This is a genomic window from Pseudarthrobacter oxydans (assembly GCF_013314975.1).
Classification (GTDB): Bacteria; Actinomycetota; Actinomycetes; order Actinomycetales; family Micrococcaceae; genus Arthrobacter; species Arthrobacter oxydans.
Genome location: NZ_JABTYH010000007.1, coordinates 128,721 through 152,938 on the forward strand (window position 1 = coordinate 128,721; position 24,218 = coordinate 152,938).

The 24,218-nt window shown below is 65.4% G+C and carries 20 protein-coding genes and 2 tRNA genes; 8 read left to right on the forward strand and 14 right to left on the reverse strand.

Translation table 11 applies throughout. From position 1 onward, the window contains the following. Positions 1–14: 14 nt before the first annotated feature. The 5 genes from HTS88_RS07140 to HTS88_RS07160 all read right to left on the reverse strand — a co-directional run bounded on the left by HTS88_RS07140 (position 15) and on the right by HTS88_RS07160 (position 6,677). Positions 15–1,727 (reverse strand): glycoside hydrolase family 13 protein, encoded by a 1,713-nt coding sequence (locus tag HTS88_RS07140; protein ID WP_174176809.1) that lies wholly within the window; start codon positions 1,725–1,727, stop codon positions 15–17. 101 nt (positions 1,728–1,828) lie between these two features. Further along, a complete protein-coding gene (locus HTS88_RS07145; protein WP_174176811.1) occupies positions 1,829–3,508 on the reverse strand; it encodes a glycoside hydrolase family 13 protein in 1,680 nt (559 codons plus the stop codon). Between the two features lie 51 nt (positions 3,509–3,559). Then, complete coding sequence (locus HTS88_RS07150; protein WP_174176813.1) at positions 3,560–4,471, reverse strand: carbohydrate ABC transporter permease; 912 nt, start codon at positions 4,469–4,471, stop codon at positions 3,560–3,562. Further along, positions 4,471–5,382 carry a carbohydrate ABC transporter permease gene (locus HTS88_RS07155; protein ID WP_174176814.1) on the reverse strand — a complete coding sequence of 304 codons (912 nt, stop codon included), beginning with the start codon at positions 5,380–5,382 and terminating at the stop codon, positions 4,471–4,473. The genes HTS88_RS07150 and HTS88_RS07155 overlap by 1 nt, the downstream gene beginning before the upstream one ends. Before the next feature lie 23 nt (positions 5,383–5,405). Beyond that, a complete protein-coding gene (locus HTS88_RS07160; protein WP_174176822.1) occupies positions 5,406–6,677 on the reverse strand; it encodes an ABC transporter substrate-binding protein in 1,272 nt (423 codons plus the stop codon). A gap of 222 nt (positions 6,678–6,899) precedes the next feature. Between HTS88_RS07160 and HTS88_RS07165 the strand changes: the two genes are divergently transcribed. Beyond that, a complete protein-coding gene (locus tag HTS88_RS07165; RefSeq protein ID WP_174176824.1) occupies positions 6,900–8,126 on the forward strand; it encodes an ROK family protein in 1,227 nt (408 codons plus the stop codon). A gap of 11 nt (positions 8,127–8,137) precedes the next feature. Here HTS88_RS07165 and HTS88_RS07170 read toward each other — a convergent pair whose 3' ends face one another. From HTS88_RS07170 to HTS88_RS07200, 7 genes are all read right to left on the reverse strand, one after another. Further along, positions 8,138–8,794 (reverse strand): SDR family oxidoreductase, encoded by a 657-nt coding sequence (locus HTS88_RS07170; RefSeq protein WP_174176826.1) that lies wholly within the window; start codon positions 8,792–8,794, stop codon positions 8,138–8,140. Between the two features lie 93 nt (positions 8,795–8,887). Then, a complete protein-coding gene (locus HTS88_RS07175; RefSeq protein WP_174176828.1) occupies positions 8,888–9,445 on the reverse strand; it encodes a dihydrofolate reductase family protein in 558 nt (185 codons plus the stop codon). A gap of 29 nt (positions 9,446–9,474) precedes the next feature. Beyond that, positions 9,475–10,755 (reverse strand): YjiH family protein, encoded by a 1,281-nt coding sequence (locus HTS88_RS07180; protein ID WP_174176830.1) that lies wholly within the window; start codon positions 10,753–10,755, stop codon positions 9,475–9,477. A gap of 234 nt (positions 10,756–10,989) precedes the next feature. After that, positions 10,990–11,063, reverse strand: a tRNA-Met gene (locus tag HTS88_RS07185). 61 nt (positions 11,064–11,124) lie between these two features. Continuing rightward, a tRNA-Thr gene (locus tag HTS88_RS07190) sits at positions 11,125–11,196 on the reverse strand. A gap of 314 nt (positions 11,197–11,510) precedes the next feature. Further along, a complete protein-coding gene (locus HTS88_RS07195) occupies positions 11,511–13,658 on the reverse strand; it encodes a DEAD/DEAH box helicase (protein WP_174176833.1) in 2,148 nt (715 codons plus the stop codon). 392 nt (positions 13,659–14,050) lie between these two features. After that, the gene (locus HTS88_RS07200; protein WP_174176835.1) at positions 14,051–14,719 is read right to left on the reverse strand and encodes an MOSC domain-containing protein; all 669 of its coding nucleotides are present in this window, start codon (positions 14,717–14,719) and stop codon (positions 14,051–14,053) included. 181 nt (positions 14,720–14,900) lie between these two features. Between HTS88_RS07200 and HTS88_RS07205 the strand changes: the two genes are divergently transcribed. From HTS88_RS07205 to HTS88_RS07220, 4 genes are read left to right on the forward strand one after another with little or no spacing between them, the layout of a single operon-like run. After that, positions 14,901–15,497, forward strand: coding sequence for a DUF1190 domain-containing protein (locus HTS88_RS07205; protein WP_174176837.1), 597 nt, complete (start codon positions 14,901–14,903; stop codon positions 15,495–15,497). A 2-nt stretch (positions 15,498–15,499) separates the two neighbouring features. Next, complete coding sequence (locus HTS88_RS07210) at positions 15,500–16,711, forward strand: glutathionylspermidine synthase family protein (RefSeq protein WP_174176839.1); 1,212 nt, start codon at positions 15,500–15,502, stop codon at positions 16,709–16,711. Between the two features lie 13 nt (positions 16,712–16,724). Beyond that, entirely contained in the window at positions 16,725–18,230 is a 1,506-nt protein-coding gene (locus HTS88_RS07215; protein WP_174176842.1) for an APC family permease, read from the forward strand. Then, positions 18,227–19,402: an acyl-CoA dehydrogenase family protein gene (locus HTS88_RS07220; RefSeq protein ID WP_174176844.1), complete on the forward strand. Its 1,176-nt coding sequence runs from the start codon at positions 18,227–18,229 to the stop codon at positions 19,400–19,402. The genes HTS88_RS07215 and HTS88_RS07220 overlap by 4 nt, the downstream gene beginning before the upstream one ends. Here HTS88_RS07220 and HTS88_RS07225 read toward each other — a convergent pair whose 3' ends face one another. Continuing rightward, a complete protein-coding gene (locus HTS88_RS07225; protein WP_174176846.1) occupies positions 19,403–20,176 on the reverse strand; it encodes an SDR family oxidoreductase in 774 nt (257 codons plus the stop codon). A gap of 4 nt (positions 20,177–20,180) precedes the next feature. Beyond that, positions 20,181–20,843, reverse strand: coding sequence for a TetR/AcrR family transcriptional regulator (locus HTS88_RS07230; RefSeq protein WP_174176848.1), 663 nt, complete (start codon positions 20,841–20,843; stop codon positions 20,181–20,183). A 146-nt stretch (positions 20,844–20,989) separates the two neighbouring features. Here HTS88_RS07230 and HTS88_RS07235 point away from each other — a divergent pair, with 146 nt between their 5' ends. The 3 genes from HTS88_RS07235 to HTS88_RS07245 are packed head-to-tail and all read left to right on the forward strand — an operon-like array spanning position 20,990 to position 24,206. Further along, positions 20,990–22,330, forward strand: a complete 1,341-nt coding sequence (locus tag HTS88_RS07235) for an ABC transporter substrate-binding protein (protein ID WP_174176856.1) — start codon at positions 20,990–20,992, stop codon at positions 22,328–22,330. Further along, positions 22,327–23,292 carry a carbohydrate ABC transporter permease gene (locus HTS88_RS07240; protein ID WP_174176858.1) on the forward strand — a complete coding sequence of 322 codons (966 nt, stop codon included), beginning with the start codon at positions 22,327–22,329 and terminating at the stop codon, positions 23,290–23,292. The genes HTS88_RS07235 and HTS88_RS07240 overlap by 4 nt, the downstream gene beginning before the upstream one ends. Next, a complete protein-coding gene (locus tag HTS88_RS07245; RefSeq protein WP_174176860.1) occupies positions 23,289–24,206 on the forward strand; it encodes a carbohydrate ABC transporter permease in 918 nt (305 codons plus the stop codon). Before HTS88_RS07240 ends, HTS88_RS07245 begins: the two co-directional genes overlap by 4 nt. Positions 24,207–24,218: the final 12 nt, after the last annotated feature.

A 24,218-nucleotide genomic window follows, 5' to 3' on the forward strand; every position in this document is an offset into this window, starting at 1 on the left:
GACGGGTGCAGGCATCAGCGCAGCCATGCTGTGGTGTTGCCGGGCAGCTTGCCGTCTTCCAGCGGTGCGCTGCTGACAAGGACGGTCCCCTCGGGGAGGTCGACGGCGGTGTCCCCGAAGTTGGTCACGGACTGCCAGCCGCCCGGACGGCGGAAGTGCAGGATCTCAGGGTTGGCGTTCTCCACCCATTCCAGGTCCTCATCCGCCTGGAGCTCGTGGCGCAGCTTCAGGGCGGTGCGGTACAGCTCGAGGGTGGAGCCTTCGGTGCCGTCCTGCGCCTCCACGGCGTACTTGCTGAACCAGTCCGGCTGCGGCAGGTGCGCGCCGCCGTCGCCAAATCCGAAGGAGGTGCCTTCCACCTTCCAGGGAAGGGGCACGCGGCAGCCGTCCCGGCCGATCTCCACTCCCCTGTTCCGGAAGAAGGAGGGGTCCTGGCGTTCGGATTCGGGAATCTCCGCCACTTCCTGCAGGCCCAGCTCTTCACCCTGGTACAGGTAGGCGGAGCCCGGAACCGCCAGCATCAGGAGGGTTGCGGCGCGGGCACGGCGTTCACCGAGCTCCACGTCCAGCTGTTCCTTGGGGCCGCCGGCAAGCAGCCACTCCTTGCCGTCCTGGCCCTTGGCGCCCGCCTTGCTCTTGGAGACCTGCGGCAGGCCGTAGCGGGTGGCGTGCCGGACAACGTCGTGGTTGGAAAACACCCAGGTGGAGGAGGCACCGGTTGCGGTGGCCTCGGCCAGGTTGCGGGTGATGATCTCGCGGAATTCGTCGGCGTCGAAATCGGCCTGCAGGAGGTCGAAGTTGAAGGCCTGGCCGAGCCCCTGCGGGCTTGCGTAGCGGGCGCGGCGGGTGGCGTGCACCCAGGCCTCGGCCACGGCGGTGCGCGGCGGGTTGTACTCGTTGAAGACCTCACGCCACTCGGCGTACACCTCGTGGACCTCGTCGCGGTCCCAGAAGGGGTGCGTGCCGTCGTCGAAACCGTCCACGCCGGTGTTGGCGGCGCTCAGTTCCAGCTTGGACAGCAGAGGCTCGGTGAGGTCCTTGGTGAGGGCGTGCGCCACGTCCACCCGGAAGCCGTCCACGCCGCGGTCGGACCAGAAGCGCAGGGTCTTGAGGAAGTCGTCGCGGACCTCGCGGTTGGACCAGTTCAGGTCCGGCTGCTCCTTGGCGAAAATGTGCATGTACCACTGCCCGGGGGTGCCGTCCGGTTCGGTGATGCGCTCCCAGGCGGGGCCGCCGAAGACGGAGTCCCAGTCCGACGGCGGGAACTCGCCGTTGGGGCCCTTGCCGTCACGGAAGATGTACCGGTCCCGGGCGGGCGAGCCCTTGGGCGAGGCCAGCGCTTCCTTGAACCACTCGTGGCGGTTCGAGGAGTGGTTGGGGACGATGTCCGCGATGAGCTTGATGCCGGCCCCGTGCAGCGCCTTGGCCATCTCGTCGAAGTCCTCGAGGGTGCCGAGCTTGGGATCGACGTCGCGGTAGTCATCCACGTCGTAGCCGCCGTCTGCGAGCGCCGAGGGGTAGAACGGGCTCAGCCACACGGCGTCGATACCCAGGGACTTCAGGTACGGGACCTTGGAGGTGATGCCCTTGAGGTCGCCAATGCCGTCGCCGTTGGAGTCGGCAAAACTGCGCGGGTAGATCTGGTAGACAGCGGCCTGGCGCCACCAGTTCGGATCGGACAGGCGGTCGGAATCGGACAGGGTTGCCAGGGTGGCGGTGGTGCTCACAACGCTCCTTTTATTTAGTATCTAAATTTTCTAGTGACCAGTATGTGCCGACCGGGCGGGCATGGTCAACAGCCCGCTGCCTGCTCCGGCAGGACGCCGGCTCAGGCCCTGAGCCAGGCGGTTGATTCTCCTGGAAGCCTGCCGGCCTCGATCCCGCTGCTGGAGATCAGGACCTCGCCGTCCGGAAGTTCGACGGCGGCAGGACCGAAGTTCGCCACGACGTGCCAGCCGCCCGGGCGCACGAAGTGCAGCACCTGGCCGTCTCCGCTGTGGTGCCATTCCAGGGTCTCCGCACCTTGCAGTTCACGGCGCAGCGCCAGCGCCCGGCGGTAGAACTGCAGGGTTGAGAGATTGTCGGTTTCCTGGGTGCTGGCTGCATAGCCGGCGAACCAGTCCGGCTGGGGCAGGTGGGCTCCCTTGGCACCGAAGCCGAAGGATGGTCCCGAGGGAGTCCAGGGCAAGGGCACGCGGCAGCCGTCGCGGCCCAGGCCGTCGTACTCTGCGCCCCGGAAGAATGACGGGTCCTGGCGCCGGTCAGCGGGGATGTCAGCCACCTCGTGCAGGCCCAGTTCCTCCCCCTGGTAAAGGTATGCGGAGCCGGGAAGGGCGAGCATGAGCAGTGTGGCGGCCTTGGCGCGGCGCAGGCCTCCTTCCACGTCCAGCGCTTCGCGGGGGCCGCCCGCTTTGACCCAGTCCACCCCCGGCTTCCCCGGCCGCCCGTTGAGCGGTTCGAGGCCGTAACGGGTGGCGTGGCGGGTGACGTCGTGGTTCGAAAATACCCACGTGGTGGTGGAGCCGGTGAGGCGTGCCTGTGCGACGTTGTCGGTGATGATGGTGCGGAATTGGGTGGCGTTGAAGTCGGCCAGGAGCAGGTCGAAGCTGAAAGCCTGGCCCAGTCCTTCAGGGGAGGCGTACTTGGCGCGCCGTTCGGCGGTTTCCACCCACGCCTCCGCCACGGCAAAGCGCGGCGGGTCATATTCGTTGAAGACCTTGCGCCATTCGGCGTAGATCTCATGGACCTCGTCGCGGTCCATGAGCGGGTGCGTCCCGGAGGTCCGGTCCATGCCCTCAAGTTCCTGCTTGCTCGGAAGGTCGGAGCCCAGGTCCTTGACGAGGAGGTTGGCCACGTCCACGCGGAAGCCGTCCACGCCCCGGTCGGCCCAGAAGCGCAACGTCCTGAGGAAGTCCGCACGGACCTCGGGGTTGTCCCAGTTCCAATCCGGCTGTTCGGGAGTGAAGGTGTGCAGATACCATTGCCCGTCTTCCACCTGCGACCAGGCCGGGCCGCCGAACGCGGCTGTCCAGTCCGACGGCGGCAGCTCGCCATTCCCGCCCTTCCCGTCCCTGAAGTGGTACCGCTGCCGGGCCGCTGACCCCTTGGGCGAGGCCAGGGCTTCTTTGAACCAGGCGTGCCGGTTGGAGGAGTGGTTCGGGACAATGTCCACGATCACTTTGATACCGGCGGCGTGCAGGGCCGCGGCCATCCCGTCGAAATCTGCCAGGCTGCCGATTTTGGGATCGACGTTACGGTAGTCGTCCACGTCGTAGCCGCCGTCTGCGAGCGCCGAGGGGTAAAACGGGCTGAGCCACACGGCGTCGATCCCCAGGCTCTTCAAGTACGGCACCTTCGCGGTGATGCCGTTCAGGTCCCCAATACCGTCGCCGTTCGAATCGGCGAAGCTGCGCGGATAGATCTGGTACACCGAGGCCTGGCGCCACCAGGTGGTGGCGGCCGCGGGTCCGTTGTCGGCATGGTGAGTCTGGCTGGCGAGGATGGACAAGCGGTTTCCCCTTTCCGGGGGTTTTGGTGATGGTTTACATGCCGGCTGCACCTAGCCCTTGACGGCTCCCTGCGTGACGCCGGCCATGACCCACCGCTGGGTAAAGAGGTAAGCCACGATGGCCGGTGCCATGGCCATCAGATAGGACGCAAAGGACACGTGGTAGTTGTTGCTGAACTGGGTCTGGAACAGGTTCTGCCGGACCGGAAGGGTTTGCAGTGCCGGGTCGGAGATGATCAGGGAAGGCATCATGAAGTCGTTCCAGGCGTAAAGGAAGGCGAAAATTCCGACCGTGGCGCTCATCGGCGCCAGCAGGGGGAAGATCAGCTGCCAGAAGGTCTGCCAGGTGGTGGCGCCGTCAATGCGGGCGCTCTCTTCCAACTCGAGCGGGATGGACCGCAGGAACGCCGTGAACAGCAGCACACTGAAGCTCAACTGGAACATTGTGGCGAGCAGGATGACGCCCATCGGGTTGTCCAGGCCCAGGCGGCCGGTCAACTGGATTTGCGGCAGGGCTACGACCGGAAACGGGATGAACATCGCTGCGAGCAGGTAGTAGAAGGAGTACCGGAACAGCCTGCGTTCCCAGTTGCGCACAATCGCATACGAGGCGAATGCGGCCAGCACGATCGTTGCTGCGACGGTCCCGGCCGTGACCAGCAGCGACATCGCGGCGCCGACGGGGAAGTTCGTCAACGTCCACGCCTGGACGAAGCCGTCGATGCTGAACGGCGCAGGGAAGGAGAAGGCGTTGCCGTCCACAGCCTGCCCCTGGGTTTTGAAAGCCATGGACACGGTCACGTAGAGCGGGAGCAGAACCGTGACGGCACAAAGGACCAGGATGATGGTCCCCGGCCAGTTCACCCGCTCGACCTTGATGCCTGGGCGTCGTCGTCCGCTCCCGGCGGGAACTGGTTCGGTGCGGTGGAGTTCCTCGGCGGTGAGGGTGGCTGGTGTGGTCATTAGAGTGTGTTCCGTCCGCGAGTCAGCGAAAGCTGCAGGAGAGAGATGAGGACAGCGACGACGAAGAAGATCGTGGCGTTGGCCATCTGGTAGGCATAGTCGCCGCCGTTGAAGCCGGCGATGACGGTCATCGCGATGCTTCTTGTTGAGGTTCCCGGGCCGCCGTTCGTGAGACCGACGATGATGTCGTACGCATTCAGGAAGCCCTTGAAGCCGAGGATGATGTTGATGACCACATAGCCGGCCACAAGCGGAGCGGTGATCTTCAGGAGCTGCTGGAACTTGCTGGCGCCGTCGATCTCCGCGGCCTCATACACGTCCCCCGGGATTGAGACGAGACCGGCGATATAGATCAGCAGCGCCCCGGGCACGGCCTGCCAGGCGGTGACCACCACAATGGCGATCCATGCAAGGTCCGGGTTTGCCAGGAGGCTCGTCTCCAGCCACGAGATGCCTGCCGCCGCACCCGCAGAGGGCAGCGAGTTGGAGAACAGGAAATTGAAAACGTAGGCGATGATGATGCCGGAGACCACCATGGGGATAACAAAGATGGTTCGCAGCGCTGTCTTCATGCGGATCTGCGAGGTGAGCCCCACGGCGAGGAGGAAGGCGATCACGTTCACCACAAGCACGGTGACGATCGAGAAGCCGAAGGTGAACAGATAGCTCTGCAGGATGGCGGGATCGCTGAAAATTGCTATGTAGTTGGTCAGGCCTGCGAACTCCCAGTCACCGATTCCGATGGAGTCCGTGAAGCTGAAGAAGATGCCAACGAGGCCTGGAACCGTGATCGCCAGCGTAAAGAGTACAAGGCTAGGCAGGAGGAAGAAGTAGAAGATCGGTTCGACCCTCCGCCGGCTGCGGCTTTCGGGGCGTCCCTGCCCGCGTCTGGTTGCTGTGGTGGTGGACATGTGTCTGGCTCCCTTGTTCTGGGCTACTGGCGAAAGGCCAGGCGCGCCCAGTCTGCGTCGAGTGTGCGGAACATGGCTGCAGGATCTGCGCCCAACACGAGCGCCTGGGTGTAGTTCATGATGGGAATAGTGCGGGGTACCAGCACCGATGGTCCCTGGTAGACAGAGCCCTTGTCGTAGTACTCCACCATCCCCTCGATGCGCGGGTCCGGGGCTGCGTCCGCATCAATGGTGGGCGTGAAGCCCAGCTGCGACTTGTTGTACGCCTCAATGATTTCCGGCTGGTAGAGATACTCCAGGAAGTCGCGCGCAGCCTCCTTGTGCTTGGATTCCTCCGGAATCCACGCCGCGAGATCGACGTTGACCCGCACGCGCAGGTCCTCGGGATTTTCCGTCATCGGCAGTGGAAAGGTTCCGAGCTGGAGATCGGGCGCAGTCTTGGCGATCTCGCTGAACGCCCACGGGCCCTGCAGGTACATGGCTGCCTTGCCCTGGGAAAACGCGAGGTTCCCGTCGCCGTAGCCGCGGCTCGCGGCGTCTTTGTTCACGTAGCTGCCCGCCAGTTTCAGCATCTTCTCTACAGGCTGTTCAAAGTCTTTTTGGAAGGACGCAGGCGAGTCGGGTCCGACGTCCGTGCCGGCATCGGCAAGCTTTTCAAAGAAGTCGAGGGTGTCCAGCTGGCCGCCCACAGAGTAGTCAAACCATCCCTGGGCCACCGTCCAGTCGTCCTTCCACGTGGCGTAGAACGGCGTCACTCCCGCGGCTTTCAGCGCGTCGCACGCCGCGAGCAACTCACTCCAGGTCCTGGGAACCTCGATGCCGTGGGCGGCGAAGATTTCCTTGTTGTAGATCACGGACGACGCCATGACCGAGTACGGCAGGGCGCTGGTCCGGCCCGGGTACGAGCCGTACTGGTCCATCAGTGGCTGCAGGTCCTTCCGGACCCGGGTGGCAGCCTGGGTTCCGGACAGGTCACTCAGCGCACCGCGCTGGACGAACCTGGCCGTTTCCATGTTGTAGTTCGCCAGCGCGATGTCCGGCGGGTTGCCCCGGACAAAGCTCGCTGAAACGACGTCGACACCGGAAGTATCCAGGATGACCTCTGTATTGTCCTGCGAGGCGTTGTAGTCGGCCACCAGCTTGGTCATGAAGCCGATTGCTTCCCGCTTGCTAAACGTGAACCGGATGGTCTCCTTGCCAGAGTCTCCGGTGCAGCCTGAGAGGAGGCCGGCGAGCAGGGCCAGGCACAAGCCCAGCGCTGCGGTACGTAGTGTGCGCGTCAATTTCAAAGACACCCTCGTCCTTTCGTGGTGCGGCAGAACGCCGCGTGGCGGCGGGGACGGCTGAGACTGTGCCGCAGAGTTTATATAGGGCGTAAATTTAGCTCCTATCGTTAGTATAGCGGTGGCGGCGGGCGCACCGTCAAGCATTGAGGGGAATGTTTCCTCGGCTATATTTATGACCTAAATTTAGAATCGCCTTCACGTCCCGTGACCAGGCCAGAATGGGAGCGCCCGATGAGGACTGAGACTGCACCGTCAACGCAGCTGGTGCGGAGGGTCAACGCCAGCGCTATGCTCAAGGCAATGCGCGGGGCGGGCATCATGACAGGCACGGACCTCATGGCCGCCACCGGGCTTTCCCGGGCCACGGTGATCTCGATTTGCGATGAGCTGGTGCGGCTCGGATGGCTCCGGGAAATGGAAACCCAGCGGGGCGCCGAGGGATATATCAAAGGCAGGCCGGCGCGCAGGTTCGTTTTCGACGACCGCGCGGCCAGCGTCCTGGGCATCGATATCGGGGCCAACAAGATCACCACCATCGTCGCCGACATGGGGGGAAACGCCCTCGCCAGGGTAACCACGCCCTTCCGGGCGTTCAACGTAGGCGCTGACGAGCGCGCCGATGTCCTGGACCGGATCGCCGCGGAGGCCCTGGAGAAGGCGGGAGTGTCCGCGGACTCTGTCCTGGCTGTAACCGTTGGCGTCGCCGCCCCGGTGAGTCGCGACGGCGAAGTCCTCACGGTCCAGGAATTCTGGAAGTCGTTCGATGTCCGCCGGCTTGTCTCTGAGCGGCACGGCTGGCACGTGCTCCTGGAGAACGATGCCAACCTGGCGGCACTGGCTGAACGCTGGCGGGGAACGGCCCAGGGCGTCGACAACCTGGTCGTGATGCTCACGGGGGACCGTCTAGGCGCCGGCATCCTGGAATCGGGCCGTCTGCTGCACGGGCAGCTTGGCGGCTTTGGCGAGCTGGGATACCTGGACAATGTCGAAGGTGTCGGTGACACTCTCGGCATTGCGCATTATGTGTCGCTTTGGGGCCAGGAAGCGCTCGCCTCAGGCGCCGACACGCAGCTGCGTGAGCTGTGCGGCAACGCCCCGGACAGCCTCACGGCCGGGATGGTGTTTGCCGCAGCCGGGAACGGCGACCACGCGGCGCAGGACGTCCTCAACCGGATGGCACAGCGCATGGCCCGTGTCATCGGTTCCGTCAGCACGCTGGCAAACCCGGAGCTCGTCGTCCTCGCAGGAGGCGTCGCGGCCTCTGCGCACGCGCTCATTCCCGCCATCGAGGAGCAGCTGCCGAAGTTCACATTCACTCCGCCCCGGGTGGAGGCATCCTCCCTTGGAGACGGCATCGTTTCCATCGGCGCTATCCGCCTGGCACTGGACTACGTCGAAGAGCACGCCCTGGACCTTTATCCCGCTTCTTTCAGGAAACCGGCCCAGCCCGTTTCCTGAAGCGGTCCAGGTTACGCCAGCGGCTCCAGGGCGGCGGCGATAGGCAGGCTGCCGTCGGAGAACCCAATGGTTTTGCCAGCGGTTTCCGGCATCTCCAGGACAGCCACGGCGACACTTGCAGTGTTGCTGCGGGAGGTTTCGCGGCTGCCCTCCGGAGACGGGTCGACGTCAATCAGGCCGCTCCCCGGCTTGTCAGTCAAGGCTCCGGGGCCCAGGATGGTCCACTCCAGGCCCGTGCTGCGCAGGTAGTCGTCGGCAGCGGCCTTGGCTTCGGCGTAGGCAAAGAAGCTGTTGCTTTCCGGCACGCCGTGGTTCTTGCCGGCTCCGAGGTAGGAAACCATCACGTAGCGTGCCACGCCGGCTTCCGCTGCGGCATCCATGGACCGGATGGCGGCGTCCCGGTCCACCGCATAGGTGCGCGCCGGGTCCCCGCCGCCCGCGCCTGCGGACCAGACCACGGCGTCGTGGCCTTTCAGCGCAGCGGCGATCTCCGCCGTCGTCGCGTTTTCCACGTCAAGGACCGACGGCGTTGCGCCGGTTTCCGCAACGTCGCCGGCATGGTCCGGGTTGCGGATGAACGAGGTGACGCTGTGCCCCTCGTCCGTGAGGAGGCTGGACAGGTGCAGGGCCACTTTGCCGTGGCCGCCGATGATTGCGATTCGGGTCATGGCCCTATTCTGCTCCCCCGGCCCGCCGATGCCACGCCACCGGCGCGTCGGCGTCAGCCGGTATCAGCCGGTATCAGCCGGTATCAGCCGGTATCAGCCGCGGATGTGGTAGCGCAGGTACATAACGCCGTTTCCGAACCGCCGCTCGTCCAGGAGTTCGAGCCGGACGTTCAGGCCGTCCGGCAGGAAACGCAGGCCGCCTCCCACGGCCACCGGGTTGAGGAAGATCCGGCATTCGTCCACCAGCCCGGCCCGGAGCGCAGCCGCGGCAAGGGTGGCGCCACCCACGCCGATACTGCCCCTTGCATCCGCTTTTATGTCCCTGACCGTGGCGGGATCGAAGGAGCGCCGGACTGTCGTCCGCGGAGCGGATGGTTCTTCCAGGGTTTCCGAGAAGACAATCTTCTCCGCCGCCCGCCAGATCTGTCCGTAGTCCTGGATAACGGGAGGGTCGTCCGGCCCTCCCAACGTTTCCCACACGGACATGACCTCGTACATGCGCCGCCCCAGAAGGTAGGTTCCGGCGTCGCGCTCGAGATCGTTGACAAAGGCGTGGACCTCCTCATCGGGCGCACTCCAGTCGAAGTTGCCGTCGCTGTCCGCCAGGTAGCCGTCCAGTGAGGTGATGCCGGTGTAGATGAGGTCAGCCATGCGCCTATTCTGCCGCTCCCGCCGGGCTTTTAGGAGGGAAACAAAAGGAAGGCCAGGGGGGTCACAAGGATCAGCGTCAGGACAACCCGCTGGAACCAGATGACCACCAGCTTCCAGACCGGAATCGGGATGTCCGTGGCCATGATGCACGGGACCAGCGCGGAGAAGAAGATGATCCCTGATACGGACACCACACCCACAACAAACTTGACCACGGGGACCGCCTCCGCGGCGAGGAGCGCGGGAAGGAACATCTCTGCAACGCCAACGGCGCTGGCTTTGGCCACCAGCATGGGTTCCGGAAGTTGCAGCGCCCAGGTGAAGGGATAGAAGAGGAAGCCCAGCCAGTCGAACACGGGAGTGTAGGTGGCAAGGACCAGTCCCAGCAGGCCGATGGAGAGGATGGAGGGCAGAATGGCCATCGCCATCAGCACGCCGTCCCGGACGTTGGTCCACACGTTGACGGCGAGCGGGGGCGCTGCCTCCACAGTCTGCCGGGCCTCACGCCAGGCGACGGACAGCCGGCGCCCGGTAACGTCCTCCTCCGGCTGCGGGACGGCCTCGGGGTGGTACTCGTCCGGGATGCTGTTCAACGGCCAGATCCTGACGGTGATGGCGGTGACAACGAACGTGACCAGGAACGTGATCCAGAAGTAGGCGGTCCACTGGCCCATCAGGTCCAGTGTCTTTGCCACGATCACCATGAACGTGGCGGACACGGTGGAGAACCCGGTGGCAATGATGGCAGACTCGCGGGCGGTGTACTTGCCTTCCTTGTAGACCCGGTTGGTGATGAGCAGGCCCAAAGAGTAGCTGCCTACAAAGGAGGCGACGGCGTCGATCGCGGACCGCCCGGGGGTTCGCCAGATGGGGCGCATCACGCGCTGGACCATGACACCGATGAACTCCAGCAGGCCATAGCTGACCAGGAGCGCCAGGAACACCGCGCCGATGGGGACAAGCAGCCCTACGGGAATGACGAGCTTTTCAAACAGGAACGGCCCCATGCCCGGTTCAAACAACCATGCGGGCCCGACCTTGAAGACCATCATGAAGCCCACCACCATCCCCACCACTTTCAGCACGGAGAAGGCCACCTCCACCGCGGATCTTTTCCAGGTTCCTGCGATGAAGGGGTATGCGGCGCCGGCGATAATCACGGCCAGCGCGTAGTAGGGCAGGACCGGGGCGATGCCCGCCTGGAGGAATGAGACGATGTGGTCCAGCATGATGGTGTTCTTGCCGGCGATCGTCACCGGCACAAAGAACATGAATGCGCCGATGCCGCTGTACACAAACAGCTTCCACATGTGCCGCGAGGCTGTGCGCGGGGCTTGCGAGGTGATGGCCAAAGGTCTGTCTCCTGACTACAGCCAGCCCTGTCCGGACCGGCAATTTGTGGACAGAACCATCGCACCGTGAATCCCCGGCAGGAACAATGGACTGCACGCCAAAGCAGTCTTGGATAGGAGACTCGGTTCAGGACGGCCTCGGTTAAGCCAGGAAAGCCCCCGGAATCTCGGGGATTCCGGGGGCTTAGCCTGTAGCGGTGGGGAGGCTCGATCTCCCGACCTCACGATTATGAGTCGTGCGCTCTAACCAACTGAGCTACACCGCCACGAATGAGAAAAACCTGCGCCAAGCCGGTCAAAACCGCCTTGACACAGGCCCTCATCCAGAGCCCCCCACCGGAATCGATCCGGTGACCTCGTTCTTACCAAGAACGCGCTCTACCACTGAGCTAGGGGGGCAACGAGTAAATACTCTACCGGAAGATTTACCCACCAACAAATCGGCGTCCGGGCAGGCGGCGAGGGGCTGGAACAGGTGTCCGACGGGCGCCTTATCGGCCGAAAAATGCCGGAAAATCAGGGAAACGGGAACCCTGCGACCAGCGCAGGCTGGCCGGGCGGGACCCTTGTCCGCGGCCCCGTCGCGGGAATGTGTCGATCCCCACACTCCCCGCCGCCGTCCGCCGTCGGATTTTCACCTGCCGCACGCCTTAAAAGCCTGTGGGCCGGCTCGAAAGCCGGCCCACAGGCGCCTTGTCAGCTAACTGACGGATTTACCACTTGCCCTTGCGGTTGAAGTCCCGCTGGCCGCCCTCGTTGCCGTGGCGGGGCTTGCGGGAGCCGTCACCGTGGCCGCCGAAGCGCGAGTCGCTGGCCTGGCCGCGGTTGGCACCGCTGTCGGCGCTGTAGGAACGCTCGCTGTAGGAGCGGCCGCCGCGGTCAGCGGAGGAGCGCTCACCGTCGTTCTTGCGGAATTCCTTCTTGAACCCGCCGTTGCCCTTGAAGTTGCCTCCCCGGTCACCGCCGCGGTTGCCCTGGTAGGAACCGCGGTCGCCGGACGGCTTGCGGCCGTTGTCCAGCTCGAGGTGGATCAGCTCGCCGCCGATCCGGGTGCGGGACAGGGCACGCAGCTGCTCGGGGCTCAGGTCCGCCGGGAGCTCCACGAGGGAGTGGTCCGAGCGGATGTCGATGCCGCCGATCTGGGCCGAGGAAATGCCGCCCTCGTTGGCAATGGCACCCACGATGGAGCCCGGCATGACGCGCTGGCGGCGTCCGACGGCGATCCGGTAGGTGGCGTTGCCCTCGGTGAGCGCACGGGTGGGGCCGCGGGAGCCGAAGCCGTCCTTGGAGCGTTCGCGCTTCTGGAACTCGGGAGCTGCAGGCAGTTCCTTCACCAGCAGGGGCTGCCCGCCCTGTGCCATCACGGCAAGGGCTGCGGCGATCTCCGACGCCGGAACGTTGTGCTCTTCCTCGTAGGAGGCGATCAGGTCGCGGAACGGGGCGACGTCCTCGGAGGCGAGGGTTTCCGTGATGCGCTCCGCGAACTTGCCCAGGCGGAGCGTGTTCACGGTCTCGGCCGTCGGCAGGTGCATCTGTTCCACGGGCTGGCGGGTGGCCTTCTCGATGGAACGCAGCAGGTACTTCTCCCGCGGCGTCATGAACAGGATGGCGTCACCTGAACGGCCTGCACGGCCGGTGCGGCCGATGCGGTGCACGTAGGACTCGGTGTCGTGCGGGATGTCGTAGTTGATCACGTGGCTGATGCGCTCCACGTCAAGGCCGCGGGCCGCGACGTCGGTGGCCACGAGGATGTCGATGCGGCCTTCCTTCAGCGCGTCAACGGTGCGCTCACGCTGCTGCTGCGGAATGTCACCGTTGATCGCGGCGGCCTGGAAACCGCGGGACTTCAGCTTGTCAGCCAGGTCCTCGGTAGCCATCTTGGTGCGTACGAAGGCGATGACGCCGTCGAACTCTTCAACCTCAAGGATGCGGGTCATGGCATCGAGCTTGTGCGGGCCCATGACCTGCAGGTACCGCTGGCGGGTGTTGGCGCCGGTGGTGGTCTTGGACTTGACGGAGATCTCGGCCGGGTTGTTCAGGTACTGCTTGGACATGCGGCGGATCTGGCTCGGCATGGTGGCCGAGAACAGTGCAACCTGGCGGTCGGACGGGGTCTGCTGGAAGATCTGCTCCACGTCTTCGGCGAAACCCATGCGCAGCATCTCGTCGGCCTCGTCCAGCACCAGGTACTGGAGCTCGGACAGGTCCAGGGAACCCTTGGAGATGTGGTCGATTACGCGGCCGGGGGTACCGACGACAACCTGGGCGCCGCGGCGCAGGCCGGCGAGCTGGGGGCCGTAGGCGGAGCCGCCGTAGACGGGCAGGACAGTGAAGTCGTCGATGTGCTTGGCGTACGAGGTGAAGGCCTCGGCAACCTGGAGGGCCAGCTCGCGGGTGGGAGCCAGGACCAGGGCCTGGGTCTTGCGGGACGGGCCATTGAGGTCGTGGAGCTCGGCCAGGCGGGACAGTGCCGGTACTGCGAATGCTGCAGTCTTACCGGTGCCGGTCTGGGCGAGGCCCACGACGTCGCGGCCTTCGAGCAGCAGCGGGATGGTTGCTGCCTGGATGGGGGAAGGCTTTTCGTAGCCGACATCCTGCAGGGCGGCGAGGACGCGGCCGTCGATGCCGAGGTCGGCGAACTTGATGCCTTCTTCTTCGTCTTCCTCAGCCTTGGCGGCGGGAGCGGCGGCGGCAGGGGCTTCTTCAGCCGAGACGGCGGGGGCGGCGGGGGCTTCTTCAGCCGTGGCGGCGGGAGCTTCGGCAGGTGCCGGTGCGGCCTCGGCTGCGGGCGCAGCGGGCTCAGTGAATTCGATGCTGGCAGTTGCTGCTTCAGCGGTGGCGTCGTTGTGATTTTCGGGCATAGGGAAGTGTTCCTCATCCATAGGGGGCCAGGCGGCACTACCCGAGGTGAGCGGAGCCGCAGTACGTGTGCCGTGGATGCCGGGCAAACATTGACCGGCCGGTCACAGAAGTCCGGCGCTTTCGCAATCCCGTGGCAGGACTTCCCGCTGCATCTCTTGGCTGCTATCCCAGCAGTCTGTACAGCGTTTTCTTTAGCCGGCTCTCCCTATGAAAATGCCCGCATCGCTTGTGCGGGCCCCAACACTTGCCAGTCCTGCCTCAAAAATTGGGCAGGAATAAGGGATTTCCGGAGTGGGGGATGTTTCAAGTGTAAGGTACGCACCTGCCGCAGCGGAAATTGAACGTACGACGACGGCGGTGAGCTTGCGCACACAGTCCGCCTTCCAGCCTCTCAGGGCCGCGGCTGCCGCCCCAACTGCCGCTCGAGCGCCTCGAACTTTTGCGTGAACTCCGGCTGCTGCAGGCGGATCTCGCCGTCGGCGTCGGCGTCCTTCAGGGCCTCCATGGACTCAAGGTCAGGTTCGCTGAACCACCTGCCCACGGTTATGCCGTGCTTGGGCACATACAGCCGGTGGATATGGTCCCCGGCCTGGATGGTGCCGGTCCTGATGACGCGCAGGTAGGTGCCCACGCGGCCCTCCTCGGTGAACCTCTTGACGAAGTGCGGCTCCCGCATCCGGCGCTGGAAGGTGGCGCAGGGCGTCCGCGGCGAGGTGACTTCGACTTCGAGGCTGAGGCCGATCTTCCACCGTTCACCAATCACCGCTCCCGTGGCGTCGATGCCAGCCACCCTGAGGTTCTCGCCAAAGATTCCCGGCGGCAGGTCCCGCTGCAGCTCCCCGGCCCAGTAATCGGCGTCGTCCTGCGAATACGCGTACAAAGCCTGGTCAGGACCGCCGTGGTGGACGCGGTTCGCCTGGATGTCGCCCTGGAGGCCCAGCCGGTGAACCTTGACCGGCCCCTCTGCCGGACGCTTGTCGATGGCTGTCACGCCCACGCTGGACGTGTCCGGCAGGAGCTGATGGACGCGGCAGACGGCAACAACGGAGGCGGTTTCCATGGCACCAGTGTAGGGTCCGCGAGCCCCGGCAGGCGGCAGTTGCCGGGATGGGGACTTCTCCCCCATCCGCTGTCCGCTGCGCTACTCGCAGCAGGCACCGGCAGGGACTACGCTGAGTTCAGGATTGCAAATGGGGGTGCAGCGCTGTGCCCAATTCACGTGGACTACTGAGGGGGACGCCATGGACCCGAACAAGGACCCGGAGCGCGGGCGGGCAAACGGCAACCAGCCTGACGGTGACGGCCGGGCCGGCGCGAAGCCTCCCCCCTGGCAGGTGCCCAAACCGGAGCTCCGGCCTGAACTGCTGAACGAGCCTGTTACCCCGGTGGACCCGTTTGCCCGCGACCGGGAGAGGCAGCTCAACGAGGCCGCGGCCAGGAAGAAACGCTCGCAGCGGCGCACCGTGGTGGTGGGCCTGGGCGTGACGGCGCTGCTCGCCGGCACCATCACGGCTGTGGTGGCCAGCAACCAGGATGACCCCGAGTACGCCCAGGTGTGTTTCAACGACGAAACCGGCGAACGCGTGGAGGACACCAACTGCAACAGCTCTGCCGGCCGAAGCGGCGGCATCTACGCCTGGTACTTTTTCTCCCGCGGCGCGTTCGTTCCCGCCGTCGGGCAGAACCGCTCAACCGCCCCCACCTACACCAGGACCGTTCCCAGAGGCGCCAAGGCGTCCACCGGGTACAGCACCCAGGGCGGCACCGTCAGCCGCGGCGGTTTCGGTACCACCGCGAAGAGCGGCACAAGCGGCGGCAGCAGCAAAGTGGGGGGCTGAGCGTGAAGCGGCTGTTGTCTGAGCCCAGGCCCGACTGGAAGCAGAAGATCCAGGAACAGGGCCTGGTGTTCTCCACCACCACCATGGACGACGGGCGGCGGATCGAGTACTGGAACGAATCCGCGTACTACGAATTCACCACGGACGAGGTGGAGACCCTCGAGGTGGCGGCCGAGGACATGCACCGGATGTGCCTGGAAGCGGCCACGTTCCTGGCCACCGGCGCAATGGGAGACATTGGCATTGGCCCGCAGGCTTTGGAGCTGGCCGCGGAGTCCCTGCAGGCCGGGGACGTGGATGTGTACGGCCGCTTCGACTTCATCTACGACGGGCAGGGCGGTCCCGCCAAGATGCTCGAATACAACGCGGACACCCCCACCGGCCTGATCGAGGCGGCCGTGGCGCAGTGGTTCTGGCTGCAGGACGTCTTCCCGGAAAAGGACCAGTGGAACGGCATCCACGAGGCCCTGATCCGGCAATGGAAAAAGGTGCACTACCGCACCGGCATGAGCACCCTCCACGTTGCCCACTCGGAAGTCGAGGAATCCGGCGAGGACTGGATGACGGCTGCCTACATGCGGGACGTGGCCAGCCAGGCAGGTTGGACCACCATCGGCATCAACATGTCGGACATCGGCTGGGACCCCAACCTGAACCGGTTCGTGGACCTGGACAATTTCATGATCAGCACCATCTTCAAGCTCTATCCCTGGGAGCTGATGATGAAGGAACCCTTCGGGCAGCGGCTCCTGGAACGCGCCCACAATCCGCGCTGGGTTGAACCGGCCTGGAAAATGCTCCTCTCCAACAAGGCGCTCCTCGCCGCCCTCTGGCATCTGTACCCGCAGCATCCCAACCTGCTGCCGGCCTACCTCAACGAGCCGGGTCCCCTCAAGGAATGGGTGGCCAAGCCGCTGCACGGCCGCGAAGGGGACAACATCAAAATCCATGCCCAGGGGATCAGCCTTGAGCAACCCGGCGGCTACGGCCGCGAGGGCTGGTGCTACCAGCAGTACCAGGAACTGCCCGACTTCGACGGCAACCATCCCGTCCTGGGCCTGTGGGTGGTGGACGGCGAGTCCGTGGGCTGCGGCATCCGGGAATCGGATGGGCCGGTCACGGACTACTTCTGCCGTTTTGTGCCCAACACCATTGACGCGCCGGCGCCGCTCTCGGCCGAGGCCTCCTCCAACAAAGCAGGTATCGCACTATGAACCCGGTGACAGCATGAGCACAGGAACTACGACGACGGGCGGCCAGGGCGGCGCGCCGGGCGCCACCGTCCCGGCCAAGGGGCTCCGCGCCGGGATCCTCGACCTCGGCGACTCCGTGATGCTGGGTCTGGCCTCCACGGCACCGGTGTACTCGCTGGCCGCGACACTGGGCCTCATCGTGGCCGTAAACGGCAACTACACTCCCCTGATCCTGCTGCTCGGCTTCATCCCCGTGCTCTTCATCGCGTATGCGTTCCGCGAACTGAACAGTGCCATTCCGGACTGCGGCACCACCTTCACCTGGTCCCGGCGTGCGTTCGGCCCCTGGGCGGGCTGGCTGGGCGGCTGGGGCGTGGCGCTCGCCGGCATCGTGGTCCTGGCCAACCTGGCGCAGGTGGCGGGCCAGTACCTGTGGCTCCTGGTGGGCGACGGCTCCCTGGCGGACAACAAGGCAGTGGTGACCGCAACGGGGGTCCTGTTCATCGCCGTGATGACGCTGGTCAACTACCGGGGCATCCGGCTGGGCGAACACGTCCAGCGGGTGCTGACGTATGTGCAGTACATCTCCCTGGGCATCTTTGCCCTGGCCATTGTGGTGCGGATCGTTGCGGGTTCCGCCGCCGGCGACACCTCCATCCAGGCCTTCGATCTTGAATGGTTCAACCCGGTGGGTGCCTTTGCGGATCCCGGCGCCGTGGTGCACGGCGCGCTCCTGGCGCTCTTCATCTATTGGGGCTGGGACACCTGCCTCGCAGTCAATGAGGAAACAGAGAACCCTTCAACCACCCCCGGCCGCGGCGCGGTGATCTCCGCCTTCATCCTGGTGGCCATCTATGTCTCCGTGGCGCTCCTGGTGATGATGTACGCCACGGTGGGCACGGAAGGCATTGGCCTGGGCAACGAGGCCAACCAGGACGACGTCTTCCTGGCCATGCGGGACGTGGTGCTGGGCCCGTGGGGCTGGCTGATTGTCGTCGCGGTGCTTGCCTCCGTCCTGTCCTCCACCCAGACCACCATCCTCCCCACGGCACGGGGCACCCTGTCTATGGGCGTCCACGGTGCCCTGCCGGCCAGGTTCGGCGAGGTGCACCCGAAGAACCAGACCCCGGGTTTTTCCACCCAGGTCATGGGGGCGGCCGCCATCGCCTACTACGTGGCCATGAGTTTCCTGAGCGAGAACCTGCTCTCCGATTCCATCAGCGCCATCAGCCTGTTCATCGCCTTCTACTACGCGCTCACCGGTTTCGCGTGCTTCTGGTACTTCCGCGGCACCCTCCGGCATTCGGCACGCAACCTGTGGTTCCGGGGCATCCTGCCGCTCGTGGGCGCGCTCCTCCTGACGGCCGCGTTCTTCATCTCGGCAGTCCAGATGTGGGACCCAGCCTACGGCGACACCCAGATCTTCGGGATCGGCGGGGCCTTCGTCAGTGGCGTGCTGCTGCTGGCCCTGGGCGTGGCGCTGGCTGTGGCCTGCCGGTTCCTGCCGGCCACCCGCGGCTATTTCCTGGCGAAGCCGTGAACCCGGATCCCTCGGACGTCCTTGCCCTGGATGCCCTGCTGACCCCCGGCGAGCAGGAAATCCAGCAGAAGGTCCGGGACTTCACGGCCCAGCGGATCCGGCCAAACATCGCCCGGTGGTACGACGACGCCGTCTTTCCCCTGGAACTCGCGCCGGAACTGGGCGAGCTCGGGGTGCTGGGGATGCACCTGGAAGGTTATGGCTGCCCCGGCCGGTCCGCCGTCGAGTACGGCCTGGCCGCCATGGAACTCGAGGCCGGCGATTCCGGGATCCGCACCTTCGTCTCGGTGCAGGGCTCATTGGCCATGACCGCCATCCACACGTGGGGCTCCGAGGACCAGAAACAGGAGTGGCTCCCCCGGATGGCCGCAGGGGAAGTGATCGGGGGCTTTGCGCTGACCGAACCGTCAGCCGGCTCCGACCCTTCCTCCATGGCCACGTTCGCCCGCCGTGACGGTGCCGGGGACAACGCCGGCTGGGTGCTGAACGGCGCCAAACGATGGATAGGGCTCGCCTCGGTGGCGGGCGTGATGGTGGTCTGGGCCATGACGGATGACGGCGTCCACGGTTTCCTGGTTCCCGCGGGAACGCCGGGCGTCACCGCCACGCCCATCGGGCAGAAGCTCTCCATGCGGGCCTCCATCCAGTGTGATGTGGTGTTCGACGACGTCAGGCTGGGTCCGGAGGCGCTGCTGCCGGCCGCGCGTGGCCTGCGCGGCCCCTTTACCTGTCTGAACGAGGCACGGTACGGCATCGCCTGGGGCGCCATGGGTGCCGCCCGGGATTCCTACCAGGCAGCACTGGCCTACTCGCAGGAGCGGCTGCAGTTCGGCAAGCCGCTGGCCGCCTACCAGCTGACCCAGGAAAAGCTGGTCAACATGCTGGTGGAGATCCAGAAGGGCACGCTGCTGGCACTGCACCTGGGACGGCTCAAGGACGCCGGCGCCCTGCGGCCCGAGCAAATCTCACTGGGCAAGCTGAACAATGTCAGGGAAGCCCTCGCGGTGGCCAGGGAAGCCCGGTCCATCCTTGGCGGAAACGGAATCACGCTGGACTACCCGCCCCTGCGGCACGCAGCCAACCTGGAGTCGGTGCGCACCTATGAGGGCACGGACGAAGTCCACACCCTGGTCCTTGGCCAGCACATCACCGGCTTCAACGCTTTCCGCTGATCAGGCGGAGAAGCCGCCGTCGGACTTGATGAGCTGGCCGGAGACCCAGCGGCCGGCGGGCGAGAGCAGGAACCCCACGGTTCCTGCGACGTCGGCCGGTGTTCCCAGCCGTCCCGTGGGCTGCTGGGCCGTCAGCGCTGCCCGGACCTCATCGTCCATCCAGCCCGTGTCCACCGGGCCCGGGTTCAGCACGTTCGCCGAAATGCCCAGCGGTCCAAGTTCCCGCGCGGCGGCAATGACGATCCTGTCCAGCGCCCCCTTCGAGGCACCGTAGGGAAGGTTGAACGCTGTGTGGTCACTGGTCAGCGCAACGATCGCGCCGCCGTCGTCCGTTGCCTGCCGCGCGAACGCGGCAATCAGCTGCCAGCTGGCCCGCGTGTTCACGGCAAAGTGCCGCTCAAACGATTCCACGCTGGTGTCCAGGATCCCCGAGTCGACGGACTCGGCGTGGCTCAGGACCATGCCCTGCAGCGGGCCCGCCAGCTGCACGGACTCCGCCACCAGCCGGTCGGGCACGGCGGGGTCCTGGAGGTCCGCGGACAGCACGTGGACCTGGGCGCCGATGGCTTCGAGCTCGGCAGTCAAACGCACGACGTCGTCCGGTTGAGTCCCCCACGGCATCCGGGCGTCGTAGTCCTGCCAGTAGGCCAGCACCAGGTCCCAGCCCTCGGCGGCGAGGTGCCGGGCGATGCCGGCGCCGATGGAGGCCAGCCTCCCTGCGCCGGTGATGAGGGCGGCGGGGCGGGCAGGAGTAGCTGAAGGCACGGGTTCCATGGGATCAGCCTAGTGGCGCCAATGGAGGCGCCCCGGCCGATGCACGCTCCTGGTCCTCCTCAGGCAGCAGGACCAGGTCCAGGTACGCGCGGAGACAGCCGGCCATGTCCACACTCCCCGGTGCCAGGAGCCATTGCGTCTGGATGCCGTCCCACAGAGCGATCAATGAGGCGGCGGCAGTGTCCGGATCCACACCAGGGCGCAGCCGGCCTTCCCCGGCCAGCTGCGCAAGCTGGCGCGCGTAGCTCCGCCGCAGCCGGTCAAAGCGCTCCGTAAAGTAGTCTCGCCCGGGATGCCCCTCCGTGACTGCTTCCCCGCACAGGACGGTGTAGAGCTCAAGGACTCCCGGGACATCTTCATTGAAGCGCGCCTGCCGGAGGACGGCATCAGCAAGTGATTCCTCCGGGTCCGGCGGCGCGGTACCGTCTCCTGTGATGGAATCCCGCCAGTTGAGTACTGCCAGGAGCAGATCGCTTTTCGAGGGGAAGTAGTGGAGGAGGCTCGTCTGGCTCATGCCGGCGTGGTTGGCCACGTCCTGCAGCGAGCCGCCGCGATACCCGTGGGCGGCGAACACGGCGTGGGCTGCGGTCAGGATGGCCCGGCGCCGCTCCGCAGACTTCGCGTAGGGTCCCCGGCGGGAAGCTTGCGGCCCATCCTTGGTGCTCATGGCAAGCCAGTGTACCCGCCGTAATGCGCAATAAACCAAAACTCGAGTGAGCACTCGAGTTTTCATGTTAGCCTGTCTCGAACCGAACAAAAAGTGCCATGCTTCACACTTTTAGGCACATATCCGACACGATGAGGTGAAGGCAAATGTCCCGATTCACGCGAAGACAACTCCTGAGTGCGGGCCTGGGCACCGCAGCGATGGGGCTCTTGTCCGGCTGTGCCACGCCAGGCATACGCTCCGTCAACACAGCACCGGTGCTCGCTCCGGCCGCCAGCGGGGAAAAGATCACCCTGACGTACTGGTGCTGGCTCAAAGATGCACAAAAAGTGGCCGACATCTGGAACGCCTCCCATCCGCAGGTCCAGGTGGAGGTCGTATGGATTCCCGGCGGCAATGCCGGCGGGTACCAAAAGCTCTATTCGGCCCTGGCTGCTGGCGGCGGACCCGACCTTGCCCAGGTGGAGATGCGGTCCCTCCCCGAATTCATGCTGGTCAACGGCCTGGTGGACGTGGCCCGGTACGGCGCCCAGGACTACGCGCACCTGTACGACCAGACACTGTGGGGCCAAGTCAGCTTCTCCGGCGGCGTGTACGGCATCCCCCAGGACTCCGGCCCCATGGCCATGTTCTACCAGCCGGCAGTCCTGGACCAGGTGGGCGGTACGAACCCCGGCACCTGGGACGAATGGGCGGCCCTTGCCCGCGAACTGCGCAAAAAGGATGTCTACCTGGACTGCTTCCCGCTGGGCGACGCCTCCGTGTTCACAGCGTTCGCGGCCCAGGCCGGTGCCAGCTGGCTCAGGCCTGAGGAGGACGGCTGGGTTATCAACATGACCGACGACGCCACCATGAAGGTTGCCCGCTTCTTCGACCAGGCCATCGACGAGGACCTTGTCCAGACGGCGTTCGGCGCCTACTCTCCCGGCTGGTTTGCTGCAGCCGCGAAGGGAACCATTGCCTCCGTGGTGTCCGGCAGCTGGGGAGATGCCCTTATTGAAGGCGTCAGCGGCGGCAGCGGCAAATGGCGGGTGGCGCCCATGCCCACCTGGGACGGCAGCGGATTCGGGTCAAGCTACCTTGGCGGATCCACGGCAGCGATCCTGGCCAACAGCAAGCACCCCCGCGAAGCACTCGAGTTCGCGGTGTGGATGACCACGTCAAGGGAAGGCATCGACGCCGAAATCACCAACAGCGGCATCGGCTGGTCGCCGTCGCCGGACTTCATCGGCACTCCGCGGCAGGCGCCGTCGGAATTCTTTGGCGGCCAAAGCTACCACCAGGAAATCTTCGTGCCGGCGGCCCGGCAGCAGAATGAGGACTGGTCCTGGTGGCCCGTCACCCAGCAGTCCTTCAACATTCTGAGCGACGGCTTCCGGAAGAAGGCGTCCGGAACGAGCCTGGTGGATTCGGTGGCGGCGGCGGAACAGCAGATCATGACCGTCTTCAGGAACAAAGGCCTCAGCATTCGAAAGGAAGCGTCATGACAGCGACATCACCCACCGCGCGGACGGGGCGGGGTCCGTCAGCGCAGCCTCCCGCCCGGCCGGGCAAACGCGGCGACCGGACAGGCGCTGCGTCCCGCGCGCCCTGGCTCCTGCTGGCGCCCTTCCTGGCGCTGTTCATCCTGACGTTCGTCCTTCCGATTTTCGTGGCAGTCCTGTCCAGCTTCACCAAAGTGACCCGGAGCGGGCTTTTCGGCGAGGCCGGGGTTAAGAGTGAATTCGCCGGTTTCAGCAACTATGCACAAGCCCTGGCTGACGGCAGCTTCGTGGCGTCGATCGGACGCATGCTCCTGTTCGGCGTGGTGCAGGTACCTGTGATGATCCTGCTCTGCACGGTGCTTGCCCTCATGCTCGAATCAGCGTCCGCCAAGTGGCCGGGCTTCTTCCGTGCCGCTTACTTCCTCCCCTACGGCGTACCGGGGGTCATCGCCACAATCCTCTGGTCGTTCCTCTACGTCCCCGGGCTGAGTCCGCTGTTCGATGTCGCGGCACTGGTGGGACTGACCCCCGATTTCCTGGGTGCCAACACCGTCCTGTGGTCGATTGCGAATATCGTCACCTGGAGCTACACCGGCTATAACATGCTGATCATCGTGGCCCAGCTGAAGGCCATACCCGGGGAACTGTATGAAGCCGCGAAGGTGGACGGCGCCTCCACCTGGCGGGTGGCCCTCAGCATCCAGCTTCCGCTGATCCGGCCCGCCCTCGTCCTCACCACAGTGTTCTCCATCATCGGTACGCTGCAACTCTTCGCCGAGGCGCAGGTCCTGAAGACCGTGGCCCCCGCCATCGACAGCCAGTACACGCCCAACCTCAGCGCGTACACCACCGCGTTCGCCTACAACGACTACAACGTGGCCGCGGCGCAGGCAGTGCTGATAGCCGTGGCCGCCTTCGTCCTGTCCTTCGCCTTCCTCAAATTCACGAACAGGAAGTCATCATGACCGCTACCGTGACCCCGCCGTCGACAACGGCTTCCCCGGCCCGCACATCTGCTGCAGGGACCAGGCGTTCCGGCAGCAAAGGCCGTCCGTCCACCATCATCGTCACAGCGGTGCTCGTGGTGGTTGCCCTGTACTTCCTCATCCCCGTGTACTGGGTGGTGGTCGCTGCCACCAAATCCACGGAGGACCTGTTCTCCACCAACGGATTCTGGTTCGCCCCCACCGTTGCGCTGTGGGACAACCTTGCGCAGGTGCTCAGCTATGACAACGGCATCTTCATCCGGTGGTTCCTGAACTCAGTGCTGTACGCCGGCATCGGCGCCCTCCTGGCCACCTACTTTGCGGCGGCGGGCGGCTACGCGCTGGCGAAGTACGAATTCCGCGGGCGGAACCTGGTCTTTGGAACCATCCTGGGCGGAGTACTGGTTCCCGGCACGGCCACCGCCTTGCCGCTTTTCCTGCTCTTCAGCCAGCTGGGCCTGGCCAACACGTACTGGAGCGTGCTGCTGCCGTCCCTCGTCTCGCCGTTTGGGCTGTTCCTGTGCCGGATCTATTCGCAGGCCACGGTGGACACGTCACTCATTGAGGCGGCCAGGCTGGACGGCGCGGGCGAACTGAGGATCTTCCACACCATCGGGCTGCGCGTCCTCACCCCCGCCCTGGTCACCGTGTTCCTCTTCCAGCTGGTGGGAATCTGGAACAACTACTTCCTGCCGCTCGTGATGCTGTCCGACTCCGGGCTGTACCCGATCACGCTCGGACTGAACAACTGGCTGAGCCAGGTGGACCGGCTGCCTGAGTTCTACGAGCTGACCACCGGCGGCGTGCTGCTCTCGATCATCCCGCTCAGCATCGCCATGGTGGTCCTTCAGCGCTTCTGGCGCGGCGGCCTCACCGAGGGTTCCGTGAAGTAGGAACCTGCCTCA

Coding starts and splice junctions, on each gene's coding strand:
- HTS88_RS07150 (WP_174176813.1), bottom strand. CDS start 4,471: ATGACCACACCAGCCACCCTCACCGCCGAGGAACTCCACCGCACCGAA.
- HTS88_RS07155 (WP_174176814.1), bottom strand. CDS start 5,382: ATGTCCACCACCACAGCAACCAGACGCGGGCAGGGACGCCCCGAAAGC.
- HTS88_RS07165 (WP_174176824.1), top strand. CDS start 6,900: ATGAGGACTGAGACTGCACCGTCAACGCAGCTGGTGCGGAGGGTCAAC.
- HTS88_RS07170 (WP_174176826.1), bottom strand. CDS start 8,794: ATGACCCGAATCGCAATCATCGGCGGCCACGGCAAAGTGGCCCTGCAC.
- HTS88_RS07175 (WP_174176828.1), bottom strand. CDS start 9,445: ATGGCTGACCTCATCTACACCGGCATCACCTCACTGGACGGCTACCTG.
- HTS88_RS07180 (WP_174176830.1), bottom strand. CDS start 10,755: ATGTGGAAGCTGTTTGTGTACAGCGGCATCGGCGCATTCATGTTCTTT.
- HTS88_RS07195 (WP_174176833.1), bottom strand. CDS start 13,658: ATGCCCGAAAATCACAACGACGCCACCGCTGAAGCAGCAACTGCCAGC.
- HTS88_RS07200 (WP_174176835.1), bottom strand. CDS start 14,719: ATGGAAACCGCCTCCGTTGTTGCCGTCTGCCGCGTCCATCAGCTCCTG.
- HTS88_RS07205 (WP_174176837.1), top strand. CDS start 14,901: ATGGACCCGAACAAGGACCCGGAGCGCGGGCGGGCAAACGGCAACCAG.
- HTS88_RS07215 (WP_174176842.1), top strand. CDS start 16,725: ATGAGCACAGGAACTACGACGACGGGCGGCCAGGGCGGCGCGCCGGGC.
- HTS88_RS07225 (WP_174176846.1), bottom strand. CDS start 20,176: ATGGAACCCGTGCCTTCAGCTACTCCTGCCCGCCCCGCCGCCCTCATC.
- HTS88_RS07230 (WP_174176848.1), bottom strand. CDS start 20,843: ATGAGCACCAAGGATGGGCCGCAAGCTTCCCGCCGGGGACCCTACGCG.
- HTS88_RS07235 (WP_174176856.1), top strand. CDS start 20,990: ATGTCCCGATTCACGCGAAGACAACTCCTGAGTGCGGGCCTGGGCACC.
- HTS88_RS07240 (WP_174176858.1), top strand. CDS start 22,327: ATGACAGCGACATCACCCACCGCGCGGACGGGGCGGGGTCCGTCAGCG.
- HTS88_RS07245 (WP_174176860.1), top strand. CDS start 23,289: ATGACCGCTACCGTGACCCCGCCGTCGACAACGGCTTCCCCGGCCCGC.